Source organism: Spiroplasma endosymbiont of Apeira syringaria, assembly GCF_964020205.1.
In the GTDB taxonomy this organism is placed as follows: Bacteria; Bacillota_I; Bacilli_A; order Mycoplasmatales; family VBWQ01; genus Spiroplasma_E; species Spiroplasma_E ixodetis_A.
Genome location: NZ_OZ026543.1, coordinates 818,566 through 845,070 on the forward strand (window position 1 = coordinate 818,566; position 26,505 = coordinate 845,070).

Here is a 26,505-nt window from a genome sequence, read left to right on the forward strand (position 1 = left end):
TAATTTAAATATAAAAATTACTAAAAAAGAAAAATAAAAAAATATATCTTTAATATTTAATGTAACTATAATTATATCTACACTAAATTATGTAATTAATATTTTTTTATAATTATTATTAAAATTATGATATTATTTTTCTAAACTTAATATAAGTTTTTAACTCATTACTTGTTAAAAAGTAAATGAGTTTTTTTATTTTTAGAAAGGAAGATTAAAAGAGAGGGCTAAAGATAAAAATATCATTAATGAAACAATTGATTATTTACCGTTGTTTGGTCCTGGATTAGGAGCAATTGACTGTCTTTCATGAACAAATCCAGTGCCTGTTACCAACATTGCGATTGGTGCTGCAGCCGGAGGAATAGCAGTTTATCAAATTAAAAAAGCTGTAAAAAATAAAGATAAAAATAAAACTAAAGTTGGAACATCATTAATTTGTGGTGCTGGTGCTGGTGTATTAAATGCAGTATTAAATCCAGAAGCATCATTAATGAATACATTAAAAGCAACTGCTGGTGGTATTGTAATTGCTAAAGGTGGTAAATATATTGTTGATAAAGGCAGTAGTTATGTAAAATCTAGACCAGAATATCAAATATTGAAACAAGGATATAAAATTAATAAAAAAGTAAATAAGATTCAAGATTTTTCTTAAATAAAAAAAGAAGCAAATTCACTAAACGGACTTCTCCCCACATGTACTTGTGGAGGGAATAATGAAACTGAATGAATTCAACAATGCTTTTCAAACTGAACAGCAATGTCTTGCATATATAGCAAATTTGAAAGAAAACAAATGTATTAGGTGTTTTAATTTTAATTTGAATACTTCTGATTTAAAAAGAATGAGATGTTTAAAATGTAATCAAACATTTAGCATTCTCACAGGCACCATATTTTCAAGGTCACAAACATCTTTAACATCTTGGTTTTATCTTATCTTTAGATGAATAAACACCAAACATGGAATTCCATCAACAGATATTGCAAAAGAATTGGGAGTGACTTTGAAAACTGCTTGAAGAATGACTCATAAAATCAGAACACGTATTGCAAAACAAAAACCTCAATTTATTGTTGAAGGTACAGTGCAAATTGATGAAATGTATCTTTCACATATGGGTTTTAAAAAACAAGGAAGATCCTTGGTGAATAAAACCTTGATTGTTGGCATTTATCAAAAAACAACCAATAATTTAATTGTGAAAGTATTGAAAAACGCAAAGAGTAAAAATCTTTTGCAGTTTGCAAAAAACCACATTTCTTCAAAATGTCTTTTATATACTGATTCTTGAAAAGGATATTGCGATTTTAAATCAGTTTTCACTAAGCATGAAACAGTTAACCATCAAGATGGCTATGTTTCAAAAATTGGTGTAAATACCAACCAAATTGAATCAGTTTGAAAACATATAAGAAGAACATTTAAAACACATATCAAAGTTGCAAAACATCATGTTCATTTATATGCTAAAGAAGCTGCATATAAATTCAACAAGATACCTAGTTTTGAAAATGTAATTCTATGTTTGATTTAAAAATGTGGGGAGAAGTCCGTAGATAGGCTTTTCTCAGCATTTATGTGATAAAATTAAAATAGTACATGCTAAATTGTAAAGGTAAGTGCAACTAAATTATTTTTCTATCCAAATATTCTATCGGTGAAAGATAATTTAGTATTTTTCTTGGTCTTTGGTTTAAAGACAATATAAATTTATGAACTTCATTTTTACAAGTTTTTGAAAAATTAAATTTTTTAGGAAATTTTTCTCTAATTAAACCATTAGTATTTTCATTAGTACCTCTTTTTCAAGGTGAATATGGATTTGCAAAATAAATTTTCACATCTAAATTTTTTTCAAGTTGTTGTCAATTTGAAAATTCTTTACCACGATCAAAAGTAATGGTTTTAACAATATTTTTAGGAAGAATTGATAAATAATGGCTAATATTTTTGTTAATAACTTTAGTAGTTCTGTTTTTAACTAATATTGCTAAAGTAAATCGTGATACTCTTTCAACTAAAGTTATTAAACATTTTTTACTTTTGCCTCGTGATGATACTATAGTATCTCCTTCTCAATGACCAAGTGTTATACGATCATTAATATTAAGATCTCTTTCTTTAATTGATTTGCTATTGAATTTGCCACGATTTTCTTGAGATTTGCGTTTTTTGCCTTTTCTTCTTAAATTTTTACTAGTAACTTGATCAAGCAATCCAGAATAAATTCAATTGTAAATTGTTTTAAAACTAATAACTCATTGTTTATGAAAATTTTTAATTCTGCCATAAATTTGTTCAGGTGATCAGCCTAATAATAGTTTTTGTTGCACATATTTTACTAAATCTTTATTTTTAAACTTATGAAAAAAAATATGTGATTGTTTTCTATTTTCAGCTTTATTTTGTGCAATCAATGAAAAATAATTACTATTATCTTGATTTCTATTAATTTCTCGAATAATAGTACTAATATTTCGATTAAGATTTTTAGCTATTTCACTAATTTTAACTTTAAATTTCAATTGATTCTCAATATAAATTCTTTCATCTACGCCAAGATGTTTATAACTCATATAAAAACTCCTTACTTTTTTTATAAAATAAATTTAGCATTATGAAATTTTTATATGAGAATTTTTTTGCAATTTTATTTACTTGCACTTACAAGTATAATTCAGCACATAAAGGGAGAAAAGCCTCACTAAATTCACAAAAAAAATCTTCAACAAATCAATATAAATTAAAACTAATGTAAACTGATCAATAGTAAATTAAAACATTAAAAAATTATTTAGGAATGAAAATAAAATTGATATTCAATTTAACTCATTCCTTTTTAAGTATTGAAATTCAAACAAAAAAAACAATATAATAACACTTTGGAGTTGTGAAAGATGAAAAGAAAATTAAGTTATAAAAAAATGCTAGCAACAGTTGGTGTATTAACTGTTGTATTACCAATGTCTTTAAGTATTGCATCATGTGCAATAAAAGAAAAACAAAAAAATAATGATCAAAAAATAGTAAATGCAATTAATCAAACTAATTATTCACTTGATAATATCATAATTAATAGTACTATAGATGAATTAAAAACAAACATTAGTTCAGACTTTATTAAAAATTCATTAGATGAAATTAATCAAAAAAATTTTAATAATAATGACTTTAAAAAAATAGGACTTGGAATGGCAACCTTTTTTAGGACTATTTTTTGGTAGACATTTGTTTTTGATAATTAACTGGAGTTAAGTAGTTTAAAGTGCTGTGAATTCTTATGTTGTTATATCAATTGATGTAATCAAATAATTCTAATTTTAATTGGATTAATGATGTAAAATTTTTATCATTAATAAATTCGGTTTTGAAAGTTTTAAAGGTTGCTTCAGCAACAGCGTTATCATAAGGACAACCTTTTTTGCTTAAAGAGCGATTAATATTGAATGCTAGTAAAAGTGGATGGGTTACACTTTATTGGACACTAATTACGTAGACAAGTGAACAAAGAAAGGAACTATAATTATGGCCAATATTAACTCATATACCGATGAATTTAAAAAACAAATAGTAGCTTTATATCAAAGTGGCAAATCAGTATCTTGCCTTGTTAAAGAATATAATGTTACAAGAGCAGCTACTTACAATTGAATTAAGCAATTTACTAATTCAGGTAGTTTTAAAACTAAAGATAATCGTTCTGTTGAAGAAAATGAATTAATTAAATTAAGAAAAGAATTAAAACAATTAAGAATGGAAAATGATATTTTAAAGCAAGCAGCACTAATAATAGGCAGAAAATAGAAATTATTGTCAAAAATAAAGTTAAATATAAAATTCGCACAATGTGTCATTTTTTAAAAATCTCTAAATCAACATATTATTTTAATTTAAAGAAAAAAGAAAATAAAATCAAAAATAATATTTATGAACAAGCTGTTATTAGTGCTTTTAAAGAAAATAAAGAAGTTTATGGTACTAGAAGATTAAAAGTCATTCTAGAAAACCAAGAAATTTATTTATCAAGACGAAAAATTAAAGAAATTATGAATAAACATAATTTAATATCAAAATACACTAAATTATCATACAAAAATCATAATAACAAAGTTAACGATAGTCCAATAAACAATCTTGTTGATAGAAACTTTAATAATAGAGTTAAAAATGAAGTTATTGTTAGTGATTTAACTTATGTTCAAGTAAATGGTAAGTGAAACTATATTTGTTTATTAATTGACCTATTTAACCGCGAAATAATTGGACATAGTGTAGGTACTAAAAAAGATGCATCATTAGTATATCAAGCATTTATGCACTCAAATCGCTGTTTAAAAGATATTCAAATATTTCATAGTGATCGCGGTAATGAATTTAATAATAAAATTATTGATAAACTTTTACTAGCATTCAATATTAATCGCTCTTTAAGCAAAAAAGGTTGTCCTTATGATAACGCTGTTGCTGAAGCAACCTTTAAAACTTTCAAAACCGAATTTATTAATGATAAAAATTTTACATCATTAATCCAATTAAAATTATAATTATTTGATTACATCAATTGATATAACAACATAAGAATTCACAGCACTTTAAACTACTTAACTCCAGTTAATTATCAAAAACAAATGTCTACCAAAAAATAGTCCTAAAAAAGGTTGCCATTCCAATAGTTTCACTTACCATTTACTTGAACATAAGTTAAATCACTAACAATAACTTCATTTTTAACTCTATTATTAAAGTTTCTATCAACAAGATTGGATGGGTTACACTTTATTGGACACTAATTACATAGACAAGTGAACAAAGAAAGGAACTATAATTATGGCCAATATTAAATCATATACCGATGAATTTAAAAAACAAATAGTAGCTTTATATCAAAGTGGCAAATCAGTATCTTGCCTTGTTAAAGAATATAATGTTACAAGAGCAGCTACTTACAATTGAATTAAGCAATTTACTAATTCAGGTAGTTTTAAAACTAAAGATAATCGTTCTGTTGAAGAAAATGAATTAATTAAATTAAGAAAAGAATTAAAACAATTAAGAATGGAAAATGATATTTTAAAGCAAGCAGCACTAATAATAGGCAGAAAGTAGAGATTATTGCAAATAATAAATCTAAATATAAAATTCGCACAATGTGTCATTTTTTAAAACTCTCTAAATCAACATATTATTTTAATTTAAAGAAAAAAAATAAAATTCAAAATAATATTTATGAACAAGCTGTTATTAGTGCTTTTAAAAAAAATAAAGAAGTTTATGGTACTAGAAGATTAAAAGTCATTCTAGAAAACCAAGAAATTTATTTATCAAGACGAAAAATTAAAGAAATTATGAATAAACATAATTTAATATCAAAATACACTAAATTATCATTCAAAAATTATCATAATAAAGTCAATGATAGTCAAATAACCAATCTTGTTAATAGAAACTTTAATAATAGAGTTAAAAATGAAGTTATTGTTAGTGATTTAACTTATGTTCAAGTAAATGGTAAGTGAAACTATATTTGTTTATTAATTGACCTATTTAACCGCGAAATAATTGGACATAGTGTAGGTACTAAAAAAGATGCATCATTAGTATATCAAGCATTTATGCACTCAAATCGCTGTTTAAAAGATATTCAAATATTTCATAGTGATCGCGGTAATGAATTTAATAATAAAATTATTGATAAACTTTTACTAGCATTCAATATTAATCGCTCTTTAAGCAAAAAAGGTTGTCCTTATGATAACGCTGTTGCTGAAGCAACCTTTAAAACTTTCAAAACCGAATTTATTAATGATAAAAATTTTACATCATTAATCCAATTAAAATTAGAATTATTTGATTACATCAATTGATATAACAACATAAGAATTCACGGCACTTTAAACTACTTAACTCCAGTTAATTATCAAAAACAAATGTCTACCAAAAAATAGTCCTAAAAAGGGTTGCCATTCCAGATTGTTTATTGGACTATCGTTAACTTTGTTATTATGATTTTTGTATGATAATTTAGTGTATTTTGATATTAAATTATGTTTATTCATAATTTCTTTAATTTTTCGTCTTGATAAATAAATTTCTTGGTTTTCTAGAATGACTTTTAATCTTCTAGTACCATAAACTTCTTTATTTTCTTTAAAAGCACTAATAACAGCTTCATCATAAATATTATTTTTGATTTTATTTTCTTTTTTCTTTAAATTAAAATAATATGTTGATTTAGAGATTTTTAAAAAATGACACATTGTGCGAATTTTATATTTAGATTTATTTTTGACAATAATTTCTATTTTCTGCCTATTATTAGTGCTGCTTGCTTTAAAATATCATTTTCCATTCTTAATTGTTTTGGAATGGCAACCTTTTTTAGGACTATTTTTTGGTAGACATTTGTTTTTGATAATTAACTGGAGTTAAGTAGTTTAAAGTGCTGTGAATTCTTATGTTGTTATATCAATTGATGTAATCAAATAATTCTAATTTTAATTGGATTAATGATGTAAAATTTTTATCATTAATAAATTCGGTTTTGAAAGTTTTAAAGGTTGCTTCAGCAACAGCGTTATCATAAGGACAACCTTTTTTGCTTAAAGAGCGATTAATATTGAATGCTAGTAAAAGTTTATCAATAATTTTATTATTAAATTCATTACCGCGATCACTATGAAATATTTGAATATCTTTTAAACAGCGATTTGAGTGCATAAATGCTTGATATACTAATGATGCATCTTTTTTAGTACCTACACTATGTCCAATTATTTCGCGGTTAAATAGGTCAATTAATAAACAAATATAGTTTCACTTACCATTTACTTGAACATAAGTTAAATCACTAACAATAACTTCATTTTTAACTCTATTATTAAAGTTTCTATCAACAAGATTGTTTATTGGACTATCGTTAACTTTGTTATTATGATTTTTGTATGATAATTTAGTGTATTTTGATATTAAATTATGTTTATTCATAATTTCTTTAATTTTTCGTCTTGATAAATAAATTTCTTGGTTTTCTAGAATGACTTTTAATCTTCTAGTACCATAAACTTCTTTATTTTCTTTAAAAGCACTAATAACAGCTTCATCATAAATATTATTTTTGATTTTATTTTCTTTTTTCTTTAAATTAAAATAATATGTTGATTTAGAGATTTTTAAAAAATGACACATTGTGCGAATTTTATATTTAACTTTATTTTTGACAATAATTTCTATTTTCTGCCTATTATTAGTGCTGCTTGCTTTAAAATATCATTTTCCATTCTTAATTGTTTTAATTCTTTTCTTAATTTAATTAATTCATTTTCTTCAACAGAACGATTATCTTTAGTTTTAAAACTACCTGAATTAGTAAATTGCTTAATTCAATTGTAAGTAGCTGCTCTTGTAACATTATATTCTTTAGCAAGGCAAGATACTGATTTGCCACTTTGATATAAAGCTACTATTTGTTTTTTAAATTCATCGGTATATGAGTTAATATTGGCCATAATTATAGTTCCTTTCTTTGTTCACTTGTCTACGTAATTAGTGTCCAATAAAGTGTAACCCATCCAGTTTTAATTCTTTTCTTAATTTAATTAATTCATTTTCTTCAAAAGAACGATTATCTTTAGTTTTAAAACTACCTGAATTAGTAAATTGCTTAATTCAATTGTAAGTAGCTGCTCTTGTAACATTATATTCTTTAGCAAGGCAAGATACTGATTTGCCACTTTGATATAAAGCTACTATTTGTTTTTTAAATTCATCGGTATATGAGTTAATATTGGCCATAATTATAGTTCCTTTCTTTGTTCACTTGTCTACGTAATTAGTGTCCAATAAAGTGTAACCCATCCAACTTATTAATGCAAAAATTAATTATAATTATGGAAAAATTAAAAATCAATTTGTTGATTTAAAAATCAGTGTAAAATATTCAGATAAACAAATTGTTGATGCTATTAGTGAAACTACATATACAGTTAATATAACAATGAAAGATAGTTTAGAATCTATCAATAAAAAAATTAATAAATCTGAATTTATTAAAAATGAAATAAAAAATAATGATATTAAAAATGTTTTTAAATTCGAAGATTTTAAATTTAATAAAATTACTAATAATGAAGAAGATTTAAAACAAGAAGATTTAGATAAATGAGGTATAATTAATGCTAAAATCATTTTTAATTATGGATAAATTAAAAATAAAGAAACTTTATTAATAATTAATATTAATGCTTCTTCTGAAAAAATTGTTGATGATATTAATGAAACAAAATATACAAAAAAAGTTAATTTTCAAAGTTCAGTAATGGAATTAAATGATTCAATTAATGCTGAATTTATTAAAAATTCATTAATTTCTGAAATTAAAAATTCTTTTAAAAATAATTTATTTTCATTAAACAAAATTACTAATAATAAAGAAATTGATTTAAAAGATGAAGACTTCACAGTTAGTGGTTCTATTAATGCAAAAATTAATTATAATTATGATTCATTTAAAAATTTAACTACTAATCTAACAATTATCATAGGTGAAGGTCAAATTTCTAATAAATATGAATTAAATGATGGAAAAATAAATAAATTTCTTCAAATCTCAGATAGTATAATATTTGCTGCAACAGAGAACGGAAATATTTGAGAGATTGATTTTACTAATAATACAAAAATCAATAAATATCAATTAAATGAAGAACGTATAAATAGTTTAATTAAAGCATCAAATGGTAAAGTATATGTTGGTACAATAACAAATACAATTTGAGAAATTGATTTAGAAACTGAAACTGCAGAAAAGAAATTCATTGGATTTGGTGATAAGTATGATTCTAAAACTTTAATTGAAGGTTCAAAAGATAAGTTATATGTTGGTACTGGTATTGGTAATGTTTATGAATTAGATATTAATACTGGTAATACTAAAAAATATCGTTTTGACGATTGAGGTGATGTAAATGCCCTAGTTAAAATTGCAGAAAATAAAATATACGCTGGCACTAGTGAAGGGAAATTATGAGAAATTGATTTAGAAACTAAAACCCATAAATTAAAATATGATTTTAAAAATAAAAGTAATATTATTTTTGATATTAAAGCACTATCTGATACTGAATTAATATTAGCAACAGAAGACAAAATTTATCAGTATGATTTAATCAAAAATGAAATAACAGAAAAAATTAATTTGAAAGATGGTAAAATTTTTTCTTTATCAATAGAAGATTTAAATAACAAAATATATGCTACCACTGATAATAATAATGTTTATGAACTTGATTCAAGCTTTAGTCAAGTAAAAAACAAATATGAATTAAATGCTTCAGTATATTCATCATTAATAGTTGATAAAAAAATATTTGCTGGAACAATTACAAATGTATGAGAATTAGATATTGAATAATTTTTATACAGTAAATAAAAAACATATATTTAAAAAGGTGCGTAACATATATTACGCGCCTTTTTTTCGTTTTATTTTTTTAGATTTATATCACTTATTATAACTTAATATATGATTTTTTTTGTTTTTTTCTTAATACTAATAATAAAATAATACTCGTTAAAAAAATACCAATAACAGCACCAGCGATTGAAATAATAAAACGTATTAAAATTTGTTGAGGAGTTAAAAAGTATCCTGACAAATAAAATAATGATAAAACAAAAGCAAATGGAATACTATATGTAAATTGATCTAATTGATGTAATTTTAACTTATATGTAATAAAGGTTATAATAAAAGTAAATATAATTAAAATTAAACTAGAAAGTACCATTATTCAAAAAGGCAATTTAAAAGTAAAATCAGTACTAGTAGTAAAAAAAAGAATAATTCCTGGAATTAATACTTGTATTATTAAATAACCAACACTTAGAAAAAACTTAGTTCTTGGAAATGTATTTTCACTATTATTTTCAAAATTAACTTCTTGGTTTTTATTTTCCATACTTATCCTCTTCTATAATATAATTCTTTACAATAATATAATTATTTACAATTTTAACATGCTTTTATCAATAATTAAATAAGATTTATATTTATTAAATAACACTTATTTTAATACAAAAATTTAAAATAAAAATAAAAATAGTTTTCCACAATTTAATGAAATTAAAAAGGCTTTTCTCCCTTTATGTACTATTTTAATTTTATCACATAAATGCTGAGAAAAGCCTATCTACGGACTTCTCCCCACATTTTTAAATCAAACATAGAATTACAGTTTCAAAACTAGGTATCTTGTTGAATTTATATGCAGCTTCTTTAGCATATAAATGAACATGATGTTTTGCAACTTTGATATGTGTTTTAAATGTTCTTCTTATATGTTTTCAAACTGATTCAATTTGGTTGGTATTTACACCAATTTTTGAAACATAGCCATCTTGATGGTTAACTGTTTCATGCTTAGTGAAAACTGATTTAAAATCGCAATATCCTTTTCAAGAATCAGTATATACAAGACATTTTGAAGAAATGTGGTTTTTTGCAAACTGCAAAAGATTTTTACTCTTTGCGTTTTTCAATACTTTCACAATTAAATTATTGGTTGTTTTTTGATAAATGCCAACAATCAAGGTTTTATTCACCAAGGATCTTCCTTGTTTTTTAAAACCCATATGTGAAAGATACATTTCATCAATTTGCACTGTACCTTCAACAATAAATTGAGGTTTTTGTTTTGCAATACGTGTTCTGATTTTATGAGTCATTCTTCAAGCAGTTTTCAAAGTCACTCCCAATTCTTTTGCAATATCTGTTGATGGAATTCCATGTTTGGTGTTTATTCATCTAAAGATAAGATAAAACCAAGATGTTAAAGATGTTTGTGACCTTGAAAATATGGTGCCTGTGAGAATGCTAAATGTTTGATTACATTTTAAACATCTCATTCTTTTTAAATCAGAAGTATTCAAATTAAAACTAAAACACCTAATACATTTGTTTTCTTTCAAATTTGCTATATATGCAAGACATTGCTGTTCAGTTTGAAAAGCATTTTTGAATTCATTCAGTTTCATTATTCCCTCCACAAGTACATGTGGGAGAAGTCCGATTAAAAATTACCTATCCTATAAATTAATTGATTTTTTTGATTTATTTTTTGTTTTATTTTGTAAATCTGTATTAGAATTTATTGCGTGTTTTTGTGCTTCTTCTAAATCTTGTTTTTGTACTTTTTTCTTTTCATCAAATTTTTTTGCTGCTACTTTTCCTTTTATAATAGCTACATGACTACCTTTAACAACTGCATAAGTAACACCACCAGCAACAGCAGCTCCTGCAACAATAATGCCGGCAGGTGGAGATACAAAAAAAGTTGTAACCAAAACACCACCAGCACCAATAATAGTACCTCTAACAGCACCTTCAGGAATACCTTCATAACCCCCCTTAACAAGTCCTTTAGTAGATGCAGAAATAATTTTTAATGTTTTTGCTGCTGTTGAATGTTTTGTTTTAAATTTTTTTCAGTATTTGTATTTTTTCTTAGTCATTTCTGGATGATAATTACTATCAACTAATATAAAATTAGTTTAATCTTTTTGTCTTTCATCTAAATCTGCAATTGCCTTTTCTAATTCTAATCAAGTCATTATTAACTTCTCCTTTTTTAAAAAAATAAAAAAAACTCATTTACTTTTGAATAAGTAATGAATTTAAAACTTATATTAATTTTTAAAAAAATAATCGGACTTCTCCCCACATGTACTTGTGGAGGGAATAATGAAACTGAATGAATTCAACAATGCTTTTCAAACTGAACAGCAATGTCTTGCATATATAGCAAATTTGAAAGAAAACAAATGTATTAGGTGTTTTAATTTTAATTTGAATACTTCTGATTTAAAAAGAATGAGATGTTTAAAATGTAATCAAACATTTAGCATTCTCACAGGCACCATATTTTCAAGGTCACAAACATCTTTAACATCTTGGTTTTATCTTATCTTTAGATGAATAAACACCAAACATGGAATTCCATCAACAGATATTGCAAAAGAATTGGGAGTGACTTTGAAAACTGCTTGAAGAATGACTCATAAAATCAGAACACGTATTGCAAAACAAAAACCTCAATTTATTGTTAAAGGTACAGTGCAAATTGATGAAATGTATCTTTCACATATGGGTTTTAAAAAACAAGGAAGATCCTTGGTGAATAAAACCTTGATTGTTGGCATTTATCAAAAAACAACCAATAATTTAATTGTGAAAGTATTGAAAAACGCAAAGAGTAAAAATCTTTTGCAGTTTGCAAAAAACCACATTTCTTCAAAATGTCTTGTATATACTGATTATTGAAAAGGATATTGCGATTTTAAATCAGTTTTCACTAAGCATGAAACAGTTAACCATCAAGATGGCTATGTTTCAAAAATTGGTGTAAATACCAACCAAATTGAATCAGTTTGAAAACATATAAGAAGAACATTTAAAAAACATATCAAAGTTGCAAAACATCATGTTCATTTATATGCTAAAGAAGCTGCATATAAATTCAACAAGATACCTAGTTTTGAAACTGTAATTCTATGTTTGATTTAAAAATGTGGGGAGAAGTCCGTAGATAGGCTTTTCTCAGCATTTATGTGATAAAATTAAAATAGTACATAAAGGGAGAAAAGCCAAAATAATATCATATTTTCTATATTTAGTATCGAAAATTTAATTATTTTTATCAATATTACATAAATTTTTATACTATCTATATGATTAAAATTTAATAAACTATATCTATAATGACTAGGCTTACTTCAATTAACCACTTACTTTTTAATTTTTATTCTTCTTAATATTGCTATAACTACTGGAATAGCAATAATAACTAATAAAAAAGTACTACCAATAATTATAATATTTCAATTATTAATTAAAGTTGTTGTCTTTGGTTTTATTTCTGCTAAAGCAAAAGGGTTATTTTTATTTTTTTCATCATGTTTAACATTAGCATATAAATGAGTAATTAAATCGTGCTCATAAAATAATAATCAATAATGTAATTGACCTGGATTTAGTACATCAATTGCACAATCTATATTAGTAGTTTCTTGTAAATACTGATTAAATTCAATACCAGATTGACTATTAGCAAAATTAGTAAAACCAGAAAACTTAGTTGATAAAGGATTAATATTATAAATATTTAAATATTGTCTTGAATAATTATCAACTTTATCATTTACTATTCTTTGTAATAAATAAATAGTATGATCTTCAGATTGATATGTTTTTAATGGTTGATTTGAAATAGGTGTTACCTTTTCTTCTTGCGGAACAAGATTATCATCAACACGCTGATATGTTCATTTATCTTCACTAACATTAGCAGTAATAACAGCTTCTGATTTAATTTGACTAAAAGCAATCATTTGTAAATTACTATTTTTTTCATCATTAATAAAATATTGATGAATTAATGAAGATTTATCTTCTTTTTCATTAATAACTTGAATGTCTGGCATAGAACTATTAATAGTAAGTGTTTCTTGTCTTAAAACAGTACTACCATCACTATCATTTCATTTAACATTATATATAGTGGGCTTATTTTTACTATAATCTTGGTTTAAAATAGCATAGTCAAAAGTTTTATTACTATTAGTTTTAACAATTTTTTTTATTTCTCTGTTTTCATTATTAATAGAAATTTCTAATCCTAATTTTTTAAAAGGAGGATGCACATAAAAAACAAACATTTCATTACTAAAACTATCCTTAGTATTTGCAAATGGTCCAATTGGAAATATTTTAGCACGCTTTTCAAAATTAGATTTTTGAAAATTAGTAGTTGGTTGTAAATTATATGGAACTTCCATTAAAGTATTAATGTCACTTGCTTCATATATTGTTGCAAAAAGTCCTGCATCAATACTTTCTTTAATTGTTTGATGATATTGTAAAATTAAATTATTACTTTTTTCATTAAAAGTATGACCAAAAACACCTGCAGTAAGAAAACCTTCTGCATTTTTAAAATAACTACTATTATCATTAATAATATTTTTTAATTGACTATAACCTTGATCATTAATAATATCATTGGTTTCAATATTACTATGTGTTCAATCATTATTAATAATTTGATCATAACTATCAAAATTAACATTTAATGGTGTATTTTTAACATTATTATATAAATATTGTGAATCATTATTTAAAGATTTAATACTATTAACTAAGTTACGATTTGATGACTTAACAGTAATATGAAAGCCGCTAACTTTACTATTACTAGTTTGATGATTTTTATTATTAAAACTAATACTTAATACTGAGGTTACTAATAAACTGCTAGCACTAAGTAATAAAATTAATTTTTGTTTAAATTGTTTCATAATATTTCCTTATCAAATTTAATATTTAAAAGTTATTAAATTACTATTATTTATTTTTATCTAGCAATTATGTAATTAGTATATCAATTCTTTTAAAAATATGATATATATTATGGCTTTTCTCCCTTTATGTACTATTTTAATTTTATCACATAAATGCTGAGAAAAGCCTATCTACGGACTTCTCCCCACATTTTTAAATCAAACATAGAATTACAGTTTCAAAACTAGGTATCTTGTTGAATTTATATGCAGCTTCTTTAGCATATAAATTAACATGATGTTTTGCAACTTTGATATGTGTTTTAAATGTTATTCTTATATGTTTTCAAACTGATTCAATTTGGTTGGTATTTACACCAATTTTTGAAAAATAGCCATCTTGATGGTTAACTGTTTCATGCTTAGTGAAAACTGATTTAAAATCGCAATATCCTTTTCAAGAATCAGTATATACAAGACATTTTGAAGAAATGTGGTTTTTTGCAAACTGCAAAAGATTTTTACTCTTTGCGTTTTTCAATACTTTCACAATTAAATTATTGGTTGTTTTTTGATAAATGCCAACAATCAAGGTTTTATTCACCAAGGATCTTCCTTGTTTTTTAAAACCCATATGTGAAAGATACATTTCATCAATTTGCACTGTACCTTCAACAATAAATTGAGGTTTTTGTTTTGCAATACGTGTTCTGATTTTATGAGTCATTCTTCAAGCAGTTTTCAAAGTCACTCCCAATTCTTTTGCAATATCTGTTGATGGAATTCCATGTTTGGTGTTTATTCATCTAAAGATAAGATAAAACCAAGATGTTAAAGATGTTTGTGACATTGAAAATATGGTGCCTGTGAGAATGCTAAATGTTTGATTACATTTTAAACATCTCATTCTTTTTAAATCAGAAGTATTCAAATTAAAACTAAAACACCTAATACATTTGTTTTGTTTCAAATTTGCTATATATGCAAGACATTGCTGTTCAGTTTGAAAAGCATTGTTGAATTCATTCAGTTTCATTATTCCCTCCACAAGTACATGTGGGGAGAAGTCCGATTAAAAATTACCTATCCTATAAATTAATTGATTTTTTTGATTTAGTTTTTGTTTTATTTTGTAAATCTGTATTAGAATTTATTGCGTGTTTTTGTGCTTCTTCTAAATCTTGTTTTTGTACTTTTTTCTTTTCATCAAATTTTTTTGCTGCTACTTTTCCTTTTATAATAGCTACATGACTACCTTTAACAACTGCATAAGTAACACCACCAGCAACAGCAGCTCCTGCAACAATAATGCCGGCAGGTGGAGATACAAAAAAAGTTGTAACCAAAACACCACCAGCACCAATAATAGTACCTCTAACAGCACCTTCAGGAATACCTTCATAACCCCCCTTAACAAGTCCTTTAGTAGATGCAGAAATAATTTTTAATGTTTTTGCTGCTGTTGAATGTTTTGTTTTAAATTTTTTTCAGTATTTGTATTTTTTCTTAGTCATTTCTGGATGATAATTACTATCAACTAATATAAAATTAGTTTCATCTTTTTGTCTTTCATCTAAATCTGCAATTGCCTTTTCTACTTCTAATCAAGTCATTATTAACTTCTCCTTTTTTAAAAAAATAAAAAAAACTCATTTACTTTTGAATAAGTAATGAATTTAAAACTTATATTAATTTTTAAAAAAATAATATCATATTTTCTATATTTAGTATCGAAAATTTAATTATTTTTATCAATATTACATAAATTTTTATAATATCTATATGATTAAAATTTAATAAACTATATCTATAATGACTAGGCTTACTTCAATTAACCACTTACTTTTTAATTTTTATTCTTCTTAATATTGCTATAACTACTGGAATAGCAATAATAACTAATAAAAAATTACTACCAATAATTATAATATTTCAATTATTAATTAAAGTTGTTGTCTTTGGTTTTATTTCTGCTAAAGCAAAAGGGTTATTTTTATTTTTTTCATCATGTTTAACATTAGCATATAAATGAGTAATTAAATCGTGCTCATAAAATAATAATCAATAATGTAATTGACCTGGATTTAGTACATCAATTGCACAATCTATATTAGTAGTTTCTTGTAAATACTGATTAAATTCAATACCAGATTGACTATTAGCAAAATTAGTAAAACCAGAAAACTTAGTTGATAAAGGATTAATATTATAAATATTTAAATATTGTCTTGAAGAATTATCAACTTTATCATTTACTATTCTTTGTAATAAATAAACGGACTTCTCCCCACATGTACTTGTGGAGGGAATAATGAAACTGAATGAATTCAAAAATGCTTTTCAAACTGAACAGCAATGTCTTGCATATATAGCAAATTTGAAAGAAAACAAATGTATTAGGTGTTTTAGTTTTAATTTGAATACTTCTGATTTAAAAAGAATGAGATGTTTAAAATGTAATCAAACATTTAGCATTCTCACAGGCACCATATTTTCAAGGTCACAAACATCTTTAACATCTTGGTTTTATCTTATCTTTAGATGAATAAACACCAAACATGGAATTCCATCAACAGATATTGCAAAAGAATTGGGAGTGACTTTGAAAACTGCTTGAAGAATGACTCATAAAATCAGAACACGTATTGCAAAACAAAAACCTCAATTTATTGTTGAAGGTACAGTGCAAATTGATGAAATGTATCTTTCACATATGGGTTTTAAAAAACAAGGAAGATCCTTGGTGAATAAAACCTTGATTGTTGGCATTTATCAAAAAACAACCAATAATTTAATTGTGAAAGTATTGAAAAACGCAAATAGTAAAAATCTTTTGCAGTTTGCAAAAAACCACATTTCTTCAAAATGTCTTGTATATACTGATTATTGAAAAGGATATTGCGATTTTAAATCAGTTTTCACTAAGCATGAAACAGTTAACCATCAAGATGGCTATGTTTCAAAAATTGGTGTAAATACCAACCAAATTGAATCAGTTTGAAAACATATAAGAAGAACATTTAAAACACATATCAAAGTTGCAAAACATCATGTTCATTTATATGCTAAAGAAGCTGCATATAAATTCAACAAGATACCTAGTTTTGAAACTGTAATTCTATGTTTGATTTAAAAATGTGGGGAGAAGTCCGTAGATAGGCTTTTCTCAGCATTTATGTGATAAAATTAAAATAGTACATAAAGGGAGAAAAGCCTAAATAAATAGTATGATCTTCAGATTGATATGTTTTTAATGGTTGATTTGAAATAGGTGTTACCTTTTCTTATTGCGGAACAAGATTATCATCAACACGCTGATATGTTCATTTATCTTCACTAACATTAGCAGTAATAACAGCTTCTGATTTAATTTGACTAAAAGCAATCATTTGTAAATTACTATTTTTTTCATCATTAATAAAATATTGATGAATTAATGAAGATTTATCTTCTTTTTCATTAATAACTTGAATGTCTGGCATAGAACTATTAATAGTAAGTGTTTCTTGTCTTAAAACAGTACTACCATCACTATCATTTCATTTAACATTATATATAGTGGGCTTATTTTTACTATAATCTTGGTTTAAAATAGCATAGTCAAAAGTTTTATTACTATTAGTTTTAACAATTTTTTTTATTTCTCTGTTTTCATTATTAATAGAAATTTCTAATCCTAATTTTTTAAAAGGAGGATGCACATAAAAAACAAACATTTCATTACTAAAACTATCCTTAGTATTTGCAAATGGTCCAATTGGAAATATTTTAGCACGCGTTTCAAAATTAGATTTTTGAAAATTAGTAGTTGGTTGTAAATTATATGGAACTTCCATTAAAGTATTAATGTCACTTGCTTCATATATTGTTGCAAAAAGTCCTGCATCAATACTTTCTTTAATTGTTTGATGATATTGTAAAATTAAATTATTACTTTTTTCATTAAAAGTATGACCAAAAACACCTGCAGTAAGAAAACCTTCTGCATTTTTAAAATAACTACTATTATCATTAATAATATTTTTTAATTGACTATAACCTTGATCATTAATAATATCATTGGTTTCAATATTACTATGTGTTCAATCATTATTAATAATTTGATCATAACTATCAAAATTAACATTTAATGGTGTATTTTTAACATTATTATATAAATATTGTGAATCATTATTTCAAGATTTAATACTATTAACTAAGTTACGATTTGATGACTTAACAGTAATATGAAAGCCGCTAACTTTACTATTACTAGTTTGATGATTTTTATTATTAAAACTAATACTTAATACTGAGGTTACTAATAAACTGCTAGCACTAAGTAATAAAATTAATTTTTGTTTAAATTGTTTCATAATATTTCCTTATCAAATTTAATATTTAAAAGTTATTAAATTACTATTATTTATTTTTATCTAGCAATTATGTAATTAGTATATCAATTCTTTTAAAAATATGATATATATTATGGCTTTTCTCCCTTTATGTACTATTTTAATTTTATCACATAAATGCTGAGAAAAGCCTTAAATTATTGGTTTTTTTTTGATAAATGCCAACAATCAAGGTTTTATTCACCAAGGATCTTCCTTGTTTTTTAAAACCCATATGTGAAAGATACATTTCATCAATTTGCACTGTACCTTCAACAATAAATTGAGGTTTTTGTTTTGCAATACGTGTTCTGATTTTATGAGTCATTCTTCAAGCAGTTTTCAAAGTCACTCCCAGTTCTTTTGCAATATCTGTTGATGGAATTCCATGTTTGGTGTTTATTCATCTAAATATAAGATAAAACCAAGATGTTAAAGATGTTTGTGACCTTGAAAATATGGTGCCTGTGAGAATGCTAAATGTTTGATTACATTTTAAACATCTCATTCTTTTTAAATCAGAAGTATTCAAATTAAAATTAAAACACCTAATACATTTGTTTTCTTTCAAATTTGCTATATATGCAAGACATTGCTGTTCAGTTTGAAAAGCATTGTTGAATTCATTCAGTTTCATTATTCCCTCCACAAGTACATGTGGGGAGAAGTCCGTATATTATTTACACGAGAAATATATATTTAAGATCTAAAATACCTACAAGATCTATCACAAATATTAATATTATATTAAGTTTCTTTAATTGAAAATACTTATCCCTAAGTCAATTAAATATAAAATTAGCAGTTACTACTTGAAACTGCTAATTTTATTTGTTAGTATATTAATATGATTAGCAATCAATTAATTATATTGCTAAAAAGAGGAGTGACATTATGCAATTAAATGAAATCCCTAACTATAGTAATGATCCTAAAATTCTTGATAAATTCGCTCGTAATCTAATTGTACAAGCTAAAACAGGAAAAATGGATCCTATTATTGGACGTGATGAAGATATTCGTAAAGTAGAAGAAATACTCTCACGAAAAACTAAAAACAACCCCGTCTTAATCGGTTTACCTGGTATTGGTAAAACTGCTATTATTGAAGGTTTAGCCCAACGTATTGTTCGTGGTGATGTTCCTAGTAACTTAAAAGATAAAATTATTTATGAACTAGATATGGGAGCACTAATTGCTGGCGCTAAATTCCAAGGTGAGTTTGAAGAACGATTAAAAGCGGTTATTAACCAAATTAAAAATTCTAATGGTAAAATTATTTTATTTATTGATGAACTACATTTAATTGTTGGTGCTGGTAGAACACAAGGTTCAATGGATGCTTCTAATTTACTAAAACCAATGTTAGCGCGTGGTGAGCTACGTTGTATTGGTGCCACAACGCTTGACGAATATCGTCAATACATTGAAAAAGATGCAGCCCTTGAACGAAGATTTCGTAAGATGATTATTAAAGAACCAACAACAGAAGATACAACTGCTATCTTACGTGGTTTAAAAGAACGTTTTGAAGCTTATCATGGTGTAAAAATTCATGATAGTGCATTACGAGAAGCTGTTTATCTATCTAATAAATATATTAATGATCGTTACTTACCTGATAAAGCAATTGACTTAATTGATGAAGCTTGTGCTAGTATTAAAACTGAAATTGCTTCGGTTCCTAGTGATTTAGATGATATAAGAAGAAAAGTCTTACAATTAAAAATTGAACAAGCAGCCTTAAGCAAAGAAAAAGATGAAAACTCGCAAACAAGACTAATTGAAGTCGATAAACAATTAAAAACTAAAAAAAATACTTTACAACAATTAGAAGATAAATGAATCAAAGAAAAGTCAGCATTAGACCATATTACTAGTTTAAAAAATAAATTAGAAAATGCTAAATCAGAACTAGAATTGTATCAATTATCAGGTAATTTTACAAAAGCTGGTGAACTACAATATAGTATTATTCCCAACTTAGAAAAAGAACTTAAAGATAGTGAAAATATAAAAAAAGATAATCCTTTACTACGCGAAGATGTTACTAGTGAAGATATTGCAAAAGTTGTTGCAAAATGAACCGGCATTCCTGTTACTCGTTTATTAGCAACCGAAAAAGAAAAATTATTAAAATTACCCTTAACTTTAAATACAAGAATTAAAGGTCAAAGTAATGCCCTACAGTTGGTAAGTGATGCTTTAATTAGAGCTCGTGCTGGTATTAAAGATCCCAATCGTCCAATTGGTTCATTTATTTTCTTGGGTCCAACCGGTGTTGGAAAAACTGAAGTTGCCAGAACCTTAGCTGATATTTTATTTGATAGCGAAAAAAATATGGTTCGTATTGATATGTCAGAATTTATGGAAAAACACGCAGTTAGCAAATTACTAGGTTCACCTCCTGGCTATGTTGGTTATGAAAATGGTGGACAATTAACCGAAAAAGTAAGAAGAAATCCTTACAGTATCATTCTTTTTGATGAAATCGAAAAAGCCCATCCTGAAGTATTAAATATTTTATTACAAATTCTTGATGAAGGTAGAATTACAGACAGTCACGGTCTCTTAATTGACTTTAAAAACACAATAATTATTATGACTTCAAATCTTGGTTCACAAGAACTATTAAGTGGTAAAGATAACAGTAAAGAACAAGCATTAAATATCTTAAAAAAATCATTTCGACCAGAATTTATTAATCGAATTGATGAAATTATTATCTTCAATCCATTAAGTAAAAAAGTAATAACAGAAATTATTATTAAAGAATTAGATACTTTATTATTACGATTAAGACAAGAAAAAAATTTACAATTATCTTATGAATCAGAAGTAGTTAATAAAATACTAAAAGATGCTTATGATGAAGAATATGGCGCACGACCGATTAAACGCTATATTCAACACTATATTGAAACTATTATCGCACAAGCTATTATTAAAGAAGAACTAATACCCCACAAACGAATGGTAATTACTATCAATAAAGATAATATGTTTATTCTCAGTAAAAAAATAAAATTCAATTAAGTCTTGATATTATTACACTCTCAGTTATAATTATATAAGTATTGGCATTCAATGTTAATGAATGCTAAAAAAGGTGGTGAACAATGTTAAGTAACAGACAATCACAAATTTTAAAAATCATTGTTGAAAAATATATTAAAACAGGATTACCAATTGGTAGCAAAACTATTTTAGAAAATAATAACAATATTAATTTTTCTAGTGCTACTATTCGTAATGAATGTGTTGAATTAGAAACATTAGGATTATTAGAAAAAGCACATAGTTCTAGTGGTCGTATTCCTTCAACAAAAGGTTATCGCTATTATGTTGATAATTTAATGAATATGGGTGAACACCAAGAACTAGAAATCTTGAAGAAAAAAATAGCAGAAGTATTTAATAACCGTAATTTAGTAATTACCGAAGTATTAAATAAAACTAGTAGTATTTTAAGTGAAATGACTAATTTGATTAGTATTGTTACTGGTCCTAATCTTAATGAAGATACTTTAAAGAAAATTGAATTAATACCGATTAGTAATGATAATGCTTTAACAATTTGTATTACTAGTAATGGTCATGTTCAAAACAAAATGTTTAATATTCAAGAAACATCATTAACCGATTTATCAATTGCTATTGATATTTTTAACACCAGATTAATTGGTACTAAAATTAGTGAAATTAGTGAGAAAGTAAATTTATTAAAACCAATTCTTGAACAACAAGTACAAAAATCAGAATATATTATTCAAGGATTTGTTAACACTTTAATTAATTTCTCACGACCACTATCAACAACACATGGTGTTCAATATATGTTAGAAAATCCTGAATTTAATGATATTAATAAGGTTAAAACAATTATTAAATTGATTGAATCACAATCACCATGAATGTATTTTGATGAATTAAATAATAATCAACTACAAATTAAAATTGGTGAAGAACTGGGCAATGAAAATAACGATATGGCAATGATTACTACTACTTTTAAAATTCATGATGGTGAACAAGGACAAATTGCAATTGTTGGACCAAAACGTTTAGAATATGAAAAACTAACCGAAATTCTAAATTGGATTAATCAAACATTGATTAAAAAATTTAAATAGAAATGAGATGATAAAATGACAAAAGCTAAAAAAGATAACATTGATAACGTATCAGCAACAGAAACTAAAGATACAACTATTTCAACTCCTGTTACTGAAACACCAGTAAGTGTCGAAGAAGAAAAAATATCTTTAAATAAAGAAATCGAATTAGAAACAAAAATTAAAGAATTAACAACAGAACTTAATAAAATTAATTCACAGCAAAAGCAATTAATGCTAGCTACTAGATTAAATACCATTAAAGAATTAGAAATTCAAAATAAAGAAAACATTAAATATGCTAACCAAAAAATTATTAAAGATTTAGTTCATACTTTATTAAATTTCCAACGAGCACTAAACTTTAAAACTGATAATGCAGCAGTTAAAAATTTCCTAGTTGGTTTTAAATTTATCTATGAAGAATTAATTAAAGCACTTGGTAAAGAAGGTTTAAAAGAAATTACTGCTAAAGTTGGAGATCAATTTAATTCTCACCAACATGAGGCAGTAGAAATTATTAATGATAATACAAACAATGCTTATCAAAATGTAAAAAATAATACTATTGTTGAAGTTATAGCTAATGGTTATGAATTGCATAATCGTGTCATTAGCACTACTAAAGTTAAAGTTTTTCAAACTAAAGAAGAAAAAACAGAAACAAAGAAAAATTAAGGAGTGAAAATATTATGTCTACAAATAAAACAACAAATAAAGAAATCATTTTAGGAATCGATCTAGGAACAACTAATTCATGTGTTGCCGTAATGGAAGGTGATAAGCCAAAAGTTATTGAAAATGCCGAAGGTGGAAGAACAACACCATCAGTTGTTGCTTACAAAGATGGTCAAATTATGGTTGGTGAAGTTGCTAAACGTCAAGCTATTACTGATCCAGATAATACTGTTAGTTCAATTAAAAGAATTATGGGAACTAAAGAAACAGTTAAAGCCGCTACTAAAACACGTAAACCAGAAGAAGTGTCTGCAGAAATTTTACGCACTATTAAAACCTTTGCTGAATCAAAACTAGGTAAAAAAATATCAAAAGCAGTTATTACTGTTCCTGCTTACTTTAACAATGAACAACGTGAAGCTACTAAAAATGCAGGAATTATTGCGGGATTAAAAGTAGAAAGAATTATTAACGAACCAACTGCTGCTGCCATTGCTTATGGTTTAGATAAACAAGATAAAGATCACAAAATTTTAGTATTTGACTTAGGTGGTGGAACATTTGACGTTTCAGTTCTAGAATTAGCGGGTGGAACATTTGAAGTATTATCAACTAGTGGTGATAACAAACTTGGTGGTGATGACTTTGATGACTTAATTGTTCAACATTTAGTTAGTGAATTCAAAAAAAGTAATGGTGTTGACTTATCAAAAGATAAAATGGCAATGCAACGTTTAAAAGATGCTGCTGAAAAAGCGAAAAAAGACTTATCAGGAGTAGTACAAGCTGATATTTCATTACCGTTTATTTCAATGAATGCCTCAGGTCCATTACATTTAAATGAAAAATTAACACGTGCCAAATTTAATGAACTAACAAAATCACTAGTTGAAAGAACTATTGCTCCTGTTCGTGATGCCTTAAAAGAAGCTAAATTAAGCAAAAATGAAATTGATGAAGTTATTTTAGTTGGTGGTTCAACAAGAATCCCAGCTGTGCAAGAAGTTATTAAAAACGAAATTGGTAAAGAACCACATCGTGGTGTTAACCCTGATGAAGTAGTAGCTTTAGGTGCTGCTATTCAAGGAGGAGTATTATCGGGTGATGTTACTGACGTTTTACTATTAGATGTAACTCCTTTATCATTAGGTATTGAAACTTTAGGAGGAGTAATGACACCATTAATTTCTCGTAATACTACTGTTCCTACTAAAAAGTCACAAGTATTTTCAACTGCTGAAGACAATCAACCCGCTGTTGATATTAGTGTTTTACAAGGAGAACGTCCACTAGCTAAAGATAATCATTCACTAGGTCGTTTCCAATTAAGTGGCATCGAACCAGCACCAAGAGGTGTTCCACAAATTGAAGTTACTTTTGATATAGATGTTAATGGTATTGTATCTGTTAGTGCTAAAGATCTAAAAACTAATAAAGAACAAAAAATTACTATCAGCAATAGTGGTACTTTAAGTAAAGACGAAATTGAAAAAATGGTACAAGATGCTGAAAAGAATCGTGAAAACGATGAAAAACATAAAGAAGAAATTGAATTATCTAATCAAGCACAAGCCTATATTTATGATATTGATAAAATGACTGCTGAAGTTACTAAATCAGAAAAAGAAGGTGAAGCAGAAAATCAACAAATTGCTGAAATGAAAAAACTACGTGATGACTTACAAAAATCACTAGATGAAAAAAAATATGATGATTTAAAAGAAAAACTAGAACAATTAAAACAAGCGTTTGCTGCTGCACAACAATTTATGAACCAACAAAAACAAGAACCAACAGATCATATTAAAAAAGATGATAATAAAAGTGATGATGTTATTGATGTTGATGCAACAACTAAATAAAATAATTAGAGGTGGACAAAATGGCAAGTAAAAAACGTGATTATTATGAAATTCTAGGAGTTTCACGTAATGCTACTCCAGATGAAATTAAGAAAGCGTTTCGTACGCTTGCAAAAAAATATCATCCTGATTCACCAAGTGGTGGTGATGAAGCTCGATTTAAAGAAATAAGTGAAGCTTATCAAGTTTTATCTGATACTAATGAAAGAGCAAAATATGATCAATTTGGTCATGATATGCCTGGAGTTGGCAGTTCTTCTGGTTTCGGTGACTTTAGTTCAGCATTTGGTGACTTATTTGGTGACTTATTTGGTGGTAATAGAAGACAACAACAACGCTATAATGGTAAAACACCAGGTGATAATATCCTAACAAAAGTTGAAATTAGTTATCGTGATGTATTCTTTGGCAAAAAAATGACCATTAGTATTAACATTGATGTTGCTTGTAAGGATTGTAAAGAAACTGGTGCTAGAACTCCTAATGATATTAGTACATGTGATAAATGTAAAGGTAAAGGAGTTCTTGAATATGTTCAACAATCACCATTAGGTATGTTTAGACATCAAGGTGTTTGCAACCAATGTCAAGGACTTGGTAAAATTATTCGTCAAAAATGTTTAAAATGCAAAGGACATCGCTATTATATTGAAAATCAAAAATTAGAATTTGATATTCCTCGCAGTATTTTTGATGGTCAACAAATTAGAATTAAAGGTAAAGGTAAAATTGGTCATAATGGTGGCACTCAAGGCGATTTATTTGTTGGTATTAATATTAAGCGACACGCTTTCTTAGATCGTCAAGGTAGTGATATGTATATTAAATTACCAGTATCTTACTTAGATATTATTTTGGGAAATATTATTATGATTCCTACCTTTGAAGGAATAATTAAACATAAATTACCATTAGGACTACAATACGGTGACAAAATTACTTTAAAAAATAAAGGATTATATTACCCTAATAGTAGTAAACGTGGTGATTTACATGTTATTATTGATATACAAATGCCTAATAAAGTTACTAAAACAGAGCAAGAAAAATTATGAAATATTAATAACGAAACTAAATTTGATCCAAATGAAGATTTTGTTAATAGTGCAATAAAAAGAATTTAATAAATTAATATATAA

Annotated in this window: 28 protein-coding genes and 2 pseudogenes; 15 read left to right on the forward strand and 15 right to left on the reverse strand. The window is 25.8% G+C overall.

The features are described 5' to 3' along the window. Positions 1–322 precede the first annotated feature (322 nt). Together AACL02_RS05080 and AACL02_RS05085 are read left to right on the forward strand one after the other, a co-directional pair. Positions 323–658: a hypothetical protein gene (locus tag AACL02_RS05080; protein ID WP_339043163.1), complete on the forward strand. Its 336-nt coding sequence runs from the start codon at positions 323–325 to the stop codon at positions 656–658. A 61-nt stretch (positions 659–719) separates the two neighbouring features. After that, entirely contained in the window at positions 720–1,541 is an 822-nt protein-coding gene (locus tag AACL02_RS05085) for an IS1595 family transposase (RefSeq protein WP_339043165.1), read from the forward strand. Between the two features lie 91 nt (positions 1,542–1,632). Here AACL02_RS05085 and AACL02_RS05090 read toward each other — a convergent pair whose 3' ends face one another. Continuing rightward, positions 1,633–2,583: an IS30 family transposase gene (locus AACL02_RS05090; RefSeq protein ID WP_339043167.1), complete on the reverse strand. Its 951-nt coding sequence runs from the start codon at positions 2,581–2,583 to the stop codon at positions 1,633–1,635. Between the two features lie 321 nt (positions 2,584–2,904). On the opposite strand from AACL02_RS05090, the gene AACL02_RS05095 reads away from it, so the two are divergent. Further along, positions 2,905–3,231 (forward strand): hypothetical protein, encoded by a 327-nt coding sequence (locus AACL02_RS05095; protein ID WP_339043169.1) that lies wholly within the window; start codon positions 2,905–2,907, stop codon positions 3,229–3,231. Here the strand turns inward: AACL02_RS05095 and AACL02_RS05100 are convergent. After that, positions 3,218–3,466, reverse strand: a pseudogene (locus tag AACL02_RS05100) (transposase); the annotation flags it as partial. The gene AACL02_RS05095 and the pseudogene AACL02_RS05100 overlap by 14 nt on opposite strands. Positions 3,467–3,532: 66 nt before the next feature. Here AACL02_RS05100 and AACL02_RS05105 point away from each other — a divergent pair. Beyond that, positions 3,533–4,653: pseudogene (locus AACL02_RS05105) on the forward strand (IS3 family transposase). Between the two features lie 181 nt (positions 4,654–4,834). Continuing rightward, positions 4,835–5,952, forward strand: a protein-coding gene (locus tag AACL02_RS05110; RefSeq protein WP_422397828.1) for an IS3 family transposase whose coding sequence is annotated in 2 segments (ribosomal slippage) — positions 4,835–5,105 and positions 5,105–5,952 — 1,119 coding nt in all. Because the reading frame shifts where the segments join, the coding sequence is not laid out codon by codon here. Here AACL02_RS05110 and AACL02_RS05115 read toward each other — a convergent pair. From AACL02_RS05115 to AACL02_RS05125, 3 genes are all read right to left on the reverse strand, one after another. Further along, a complete protein-coding gene (locus AACL02_RS05115) occupies positions 5,908–6,264 on the reverse strand; it encodes an IS3 family transposase (RefSeq protein WP_339043173.1) in 357 nt (118 codons plus the stop codon). The genes AACL02_RS05110 and AACL02_RS05115 overlap by 45 nt on opposite strands. A gap of 127 nt (positions 6,265–6,391) precedes the next feature. Beyond that, a protein-coding gene (locus AACL02_RS05120; RefSeq protein ID WP_339040217.1) for an IS3 family transposase occupies positions 6,392–7,512 on the reverse strand; the annotation gives its coding sequence in 2 pieces (ribosomal slippage) (positions 6,392–7,269 and positions 7,269–7,512; 1,122 coding nt in all). A 37-nt stretch (positions 7,513–7,549) separates the two neighbouring features. Next, on the reverse strand, positions 7,550–7,798 hold the full coding sequence (locus AACL02_RS05125; protein ID WP_339043175.1) for a transposase: 249 nt from the start codon (positions 7,796–7,798) through the stop codon (positions 7,550–7,552). A gap of 202 nt (positions 7,799–8,000) precedes the next feature. Here AACL02_RS05125 and AACL02_RS05130 point away from each other — a divergent pair, with 202 nt between their 5' ends. After that, the gene (locus AACL02_RS05130; RefSeq protein ID WP_339043177.1) at positions 8,001–8,207 is read left to right on the forward strand and encodes a hypothetical protein; all 207 of its coding nucleotides are present in this window, start codon (positions 8,001–8,003) and stop codon (positions 8,205–8,207) included. 114 nt (positions 8,208–8,321) lie between these two features. After that, positions 8,322–9,416 (forward strand): PQQ-binding-like beta-propeller repeat protein, encoded by a 1,095-nt coding sequence (locus AACL02_RS05135; protein WP_339043179.1) that lies wholly within the window; start codon positions 8,322–8,324, stop codon positions 9,414–9,416. A gap of 97 nt (positions 9,417–9,513) precedes the next feature. On the opposite strand, the gene AACL02_RS05140 is transcribed toward AACL02_RS05135, so the two are convergent. From AACL02_RS05140 to AACL02_RS05155, 4 genes are all read right to left on the reverse strand, one after another. Then, positions 9,514–9,963, reverse strand: a complete 450-nt coding sequence (locus AACL02_RS05140) for a DxFTY motif-containing membrane protein (protein ID WP_339043181.1) — start codon at positions 9,961–9,963, stop codon at positions 9,514–9,516. Positions 9,964–10,216: 253 nt separating this feature from the next. Next, on the reverse strand, positions 10,217–11,038 hold the full coding sequence (locus tag AACL02_RS05145) for an IS1595 family transposase (RefSeq protein ID WP_339040600.1): 822 nt from the start codon (positions 11,036–11,038) through the stop codon (positions 10,217–10,219). Between the two features lie 51 nt (positions 11,039–11,089). Continuing rightward, complete coding sequence (locus AACL02_RS05150; RefSeq protein ID WP_339043183.1) at positions 11,090–11,515, reverse strand: hypothetical protein; 426 nt, start codon at positions 11,513–11,515, stop codon at positions 11,090–11,092. Between the two features lie 116 nt (positions 11,516–11,631). Further along, complete coding sequence (locus AACL02_RS05155; RefSeq protein WP_339043184.1) at positions 11,632–11,799, reverse strand: hypothetical protein; 168 nt, start codon at positions 11,797–11,799, stop codon at positions 11,632–11,634. Here AACL02_RS05155 and AACL02_RS05160 point away from each other — a divergent pair. After that, positions 11,745–12,566 (forward strand): IS1595 family transposase, encoded by an 822-nt coding sequence (locus AACL02_RS05160; RefSeq protein ID WP_339043186.1) that lies wholly within the window; start codon positions 11,745–11,747, stop codon positions 12,564–12,566. The two genes, AACL02_RS05155 and AACL02_RS05160, sit on opposite strands and share 55 nt — an antisense overlap. A gap of 221 nt (positions 12,567–12,787) precedes the next feature. On the opposite strand, the gene AACL02_RS05165 is transcribed toward AACL02_RS05160, so the two are convergent. The 4 genes from AACL02_RS05165 to AACL02_RS05180 all read right to left on the reverse strand — a co-directional run bounded on the left by AACL02_RS05165 (position 12,788) and on the right by AACL02_RS05180 (position 16,669). After that, on the reverse strand, positions 12,788–14,356 hold the full coding sequence (locus AACL02_RS05165; RefSeq protein WP_339043188.1) for a hypothetical protein: 1,569 nt from the start codon (positions 14,354–14,356) through the stop codon (positions 12,788–12,790). Positions 14,357–14,552: 196 nt separating this feature from the next. After that, positions 14,553–15,374: an IS1595 family transposase gene (locus tag AACL02_RS05170; RefSeq protein WP_339043190.1), complete on the reverse strand. Its 822-nt coding sequence runs from the start codon at positions 15,372–15,374 to the stop codon at positions 14,553–14,555. Between the two features lie 52 nt (positions 15,375–15,426). Beyond that, on the reverse strand, positions 15,427–15,951 hold the full coding sequence (locus AACL02_RS05175; RefSeq protein WP_338977898.1) for a hypothetical protein: 525 nt from the start codon (positions 15,949–15,951) through the stop codon (positions 15,427–15,429). 226 nt (positions 15,952–16,177) lie between these two features. After that, entirely contained in the window at positions 16,178–16,669 is a 492-nt protein-coding gene (locus AACL02_RS05180; RefSeq protein WP_339043192.1) for a hypothetical protein, read from the reverse strand. Between AACL02_RS05180 and AACL02_RS05185 the strand changes: the two genes are divergently transcribed. Next, positions 16,650–17,471 (forward strand): IS1595 family transposase, encoded by an 822-nt coding sequence (locus AACL02_RS05185; protein ID WP_339043194.1) that lies wholly within the window; start codon positions 16,650–16,652, stop codon positions 17,469–17,471. The genes AACL02_RS05180 and AACL02_RS05185 overlap by 20 nt on opposite strands. Positions 17,472–17,622: 151 nt before the next feature. Here the strand turns inward: AACL02_RS05185 and AACL02_RS05190 are convergent, their stop codons facing one another. Together AACL02_RS05190 and AACL02_RS05195 are read right to left on the reverse strand one after the other, a co-directional pair. Beyond that, on the reverse strand, positions 17,623–18,693 hold the full coding sequence (locus AACL02_RS05190) for a hypothetical protein (RefSeq protein WP_339043196.1): 1,071 nt from the start codon (positions 18,691–18,693) through the stop codon (positions 17,623–17,625). A 145-nt stretch (positions 18,694–18,838) separates the two neighbouring features. Next, a complete protein-coding gene (locus AACL02_RS05195) occupies positions 18,839–19,348 on the reverse strand; it encodes a hypothetical protein (protein WP_339043198.1) in 510 nt (169 codons plus the stop codon). Between AACL02_RS05195 and AACL02_RS05200 the strand changes: the two genes are divergently transcribed. From AACL02_RS05200 to AACL02_RS05225, 6 genes are all read left to right on the forward strand, one after another. Further along, positions 19,294–19,536 carry a hypothetical protein gene (locus tag AACL02_RS05200; RefSeq protein ID WP_339043200.1) on the forward strand — a complete coding sequence of 81 codons (243 nt, stop codon included), beginning with the start codon at positions 19,294–19,296 and terminating at the stop codon, positions 19,534–19,536. The two genes, AACL02_RS05195 and AACL02_RS05200, sit on opposite strands and share 55 nt — an antisense overlap. 69 nt (positions 19,537–19,605) lie before the next feature. Continuing rightward, entirely contained in the window at positions 19,606–21,747 is a 2,142-nt protein-coding gene (locus AACL02_RS05205) for an ATP-dependent Clp protease ATP-binding subunit (protein WP_281748895.1), read from the forward strand. Between the two features lie 83 nt (positions 21,748–21,830). Further along, positions 21,831–22,844: a heat-inducible transcriptional repressor HrcA gene (hrcA, locus tag AACL02_RS05210; RefSeq protein ID WP_339043202.1), complete on the forward strand. Its 1,014-nt coding sequence runs from the start codon at positions 21,831–21,833 to the stop codon at positions 22,842–22,844. A gap of 15 nt (positions 22,845–22,859) precedes the next feature. Next, a complete protein-coding gene (locus tag AACL02_RS05215) occupies positions 22,860–23,504 on the forward strand; it encodes a nucleotide exchange factor GrpE (RefSeq protein WP_339043204.1) in 645 nt (214 codons plus the stop codon). A gap of 14 nt (positions 23,505–23,518) precedes the next feature. Then, positions 23,519–25,366, forward strand: a complete 1,848-nt coding sequence (gene dnaK / locus AACL02_RS05220) for a molecular chaperone DnaK (protein WP_339043206.1) — start codon at positions 23,519–23,521, stop codon at positions 25,364–25,366. A gap of 20 nt (positions 25,367–25,386) precedes the next feature. Then, positions 25,387–26,490: a DnaJ C-terminal domain-containing protein gene (locus AACL02_RS05225; protein WP_339043208.1), complete on the forward strand. Its 1,104-nt coding sequence runs from the start codon at positions 25,387–25,389 to the stop codon at positions 26,488–26,490. Positions 26,491–26,505: the final 15 nt, after the last annotated feature.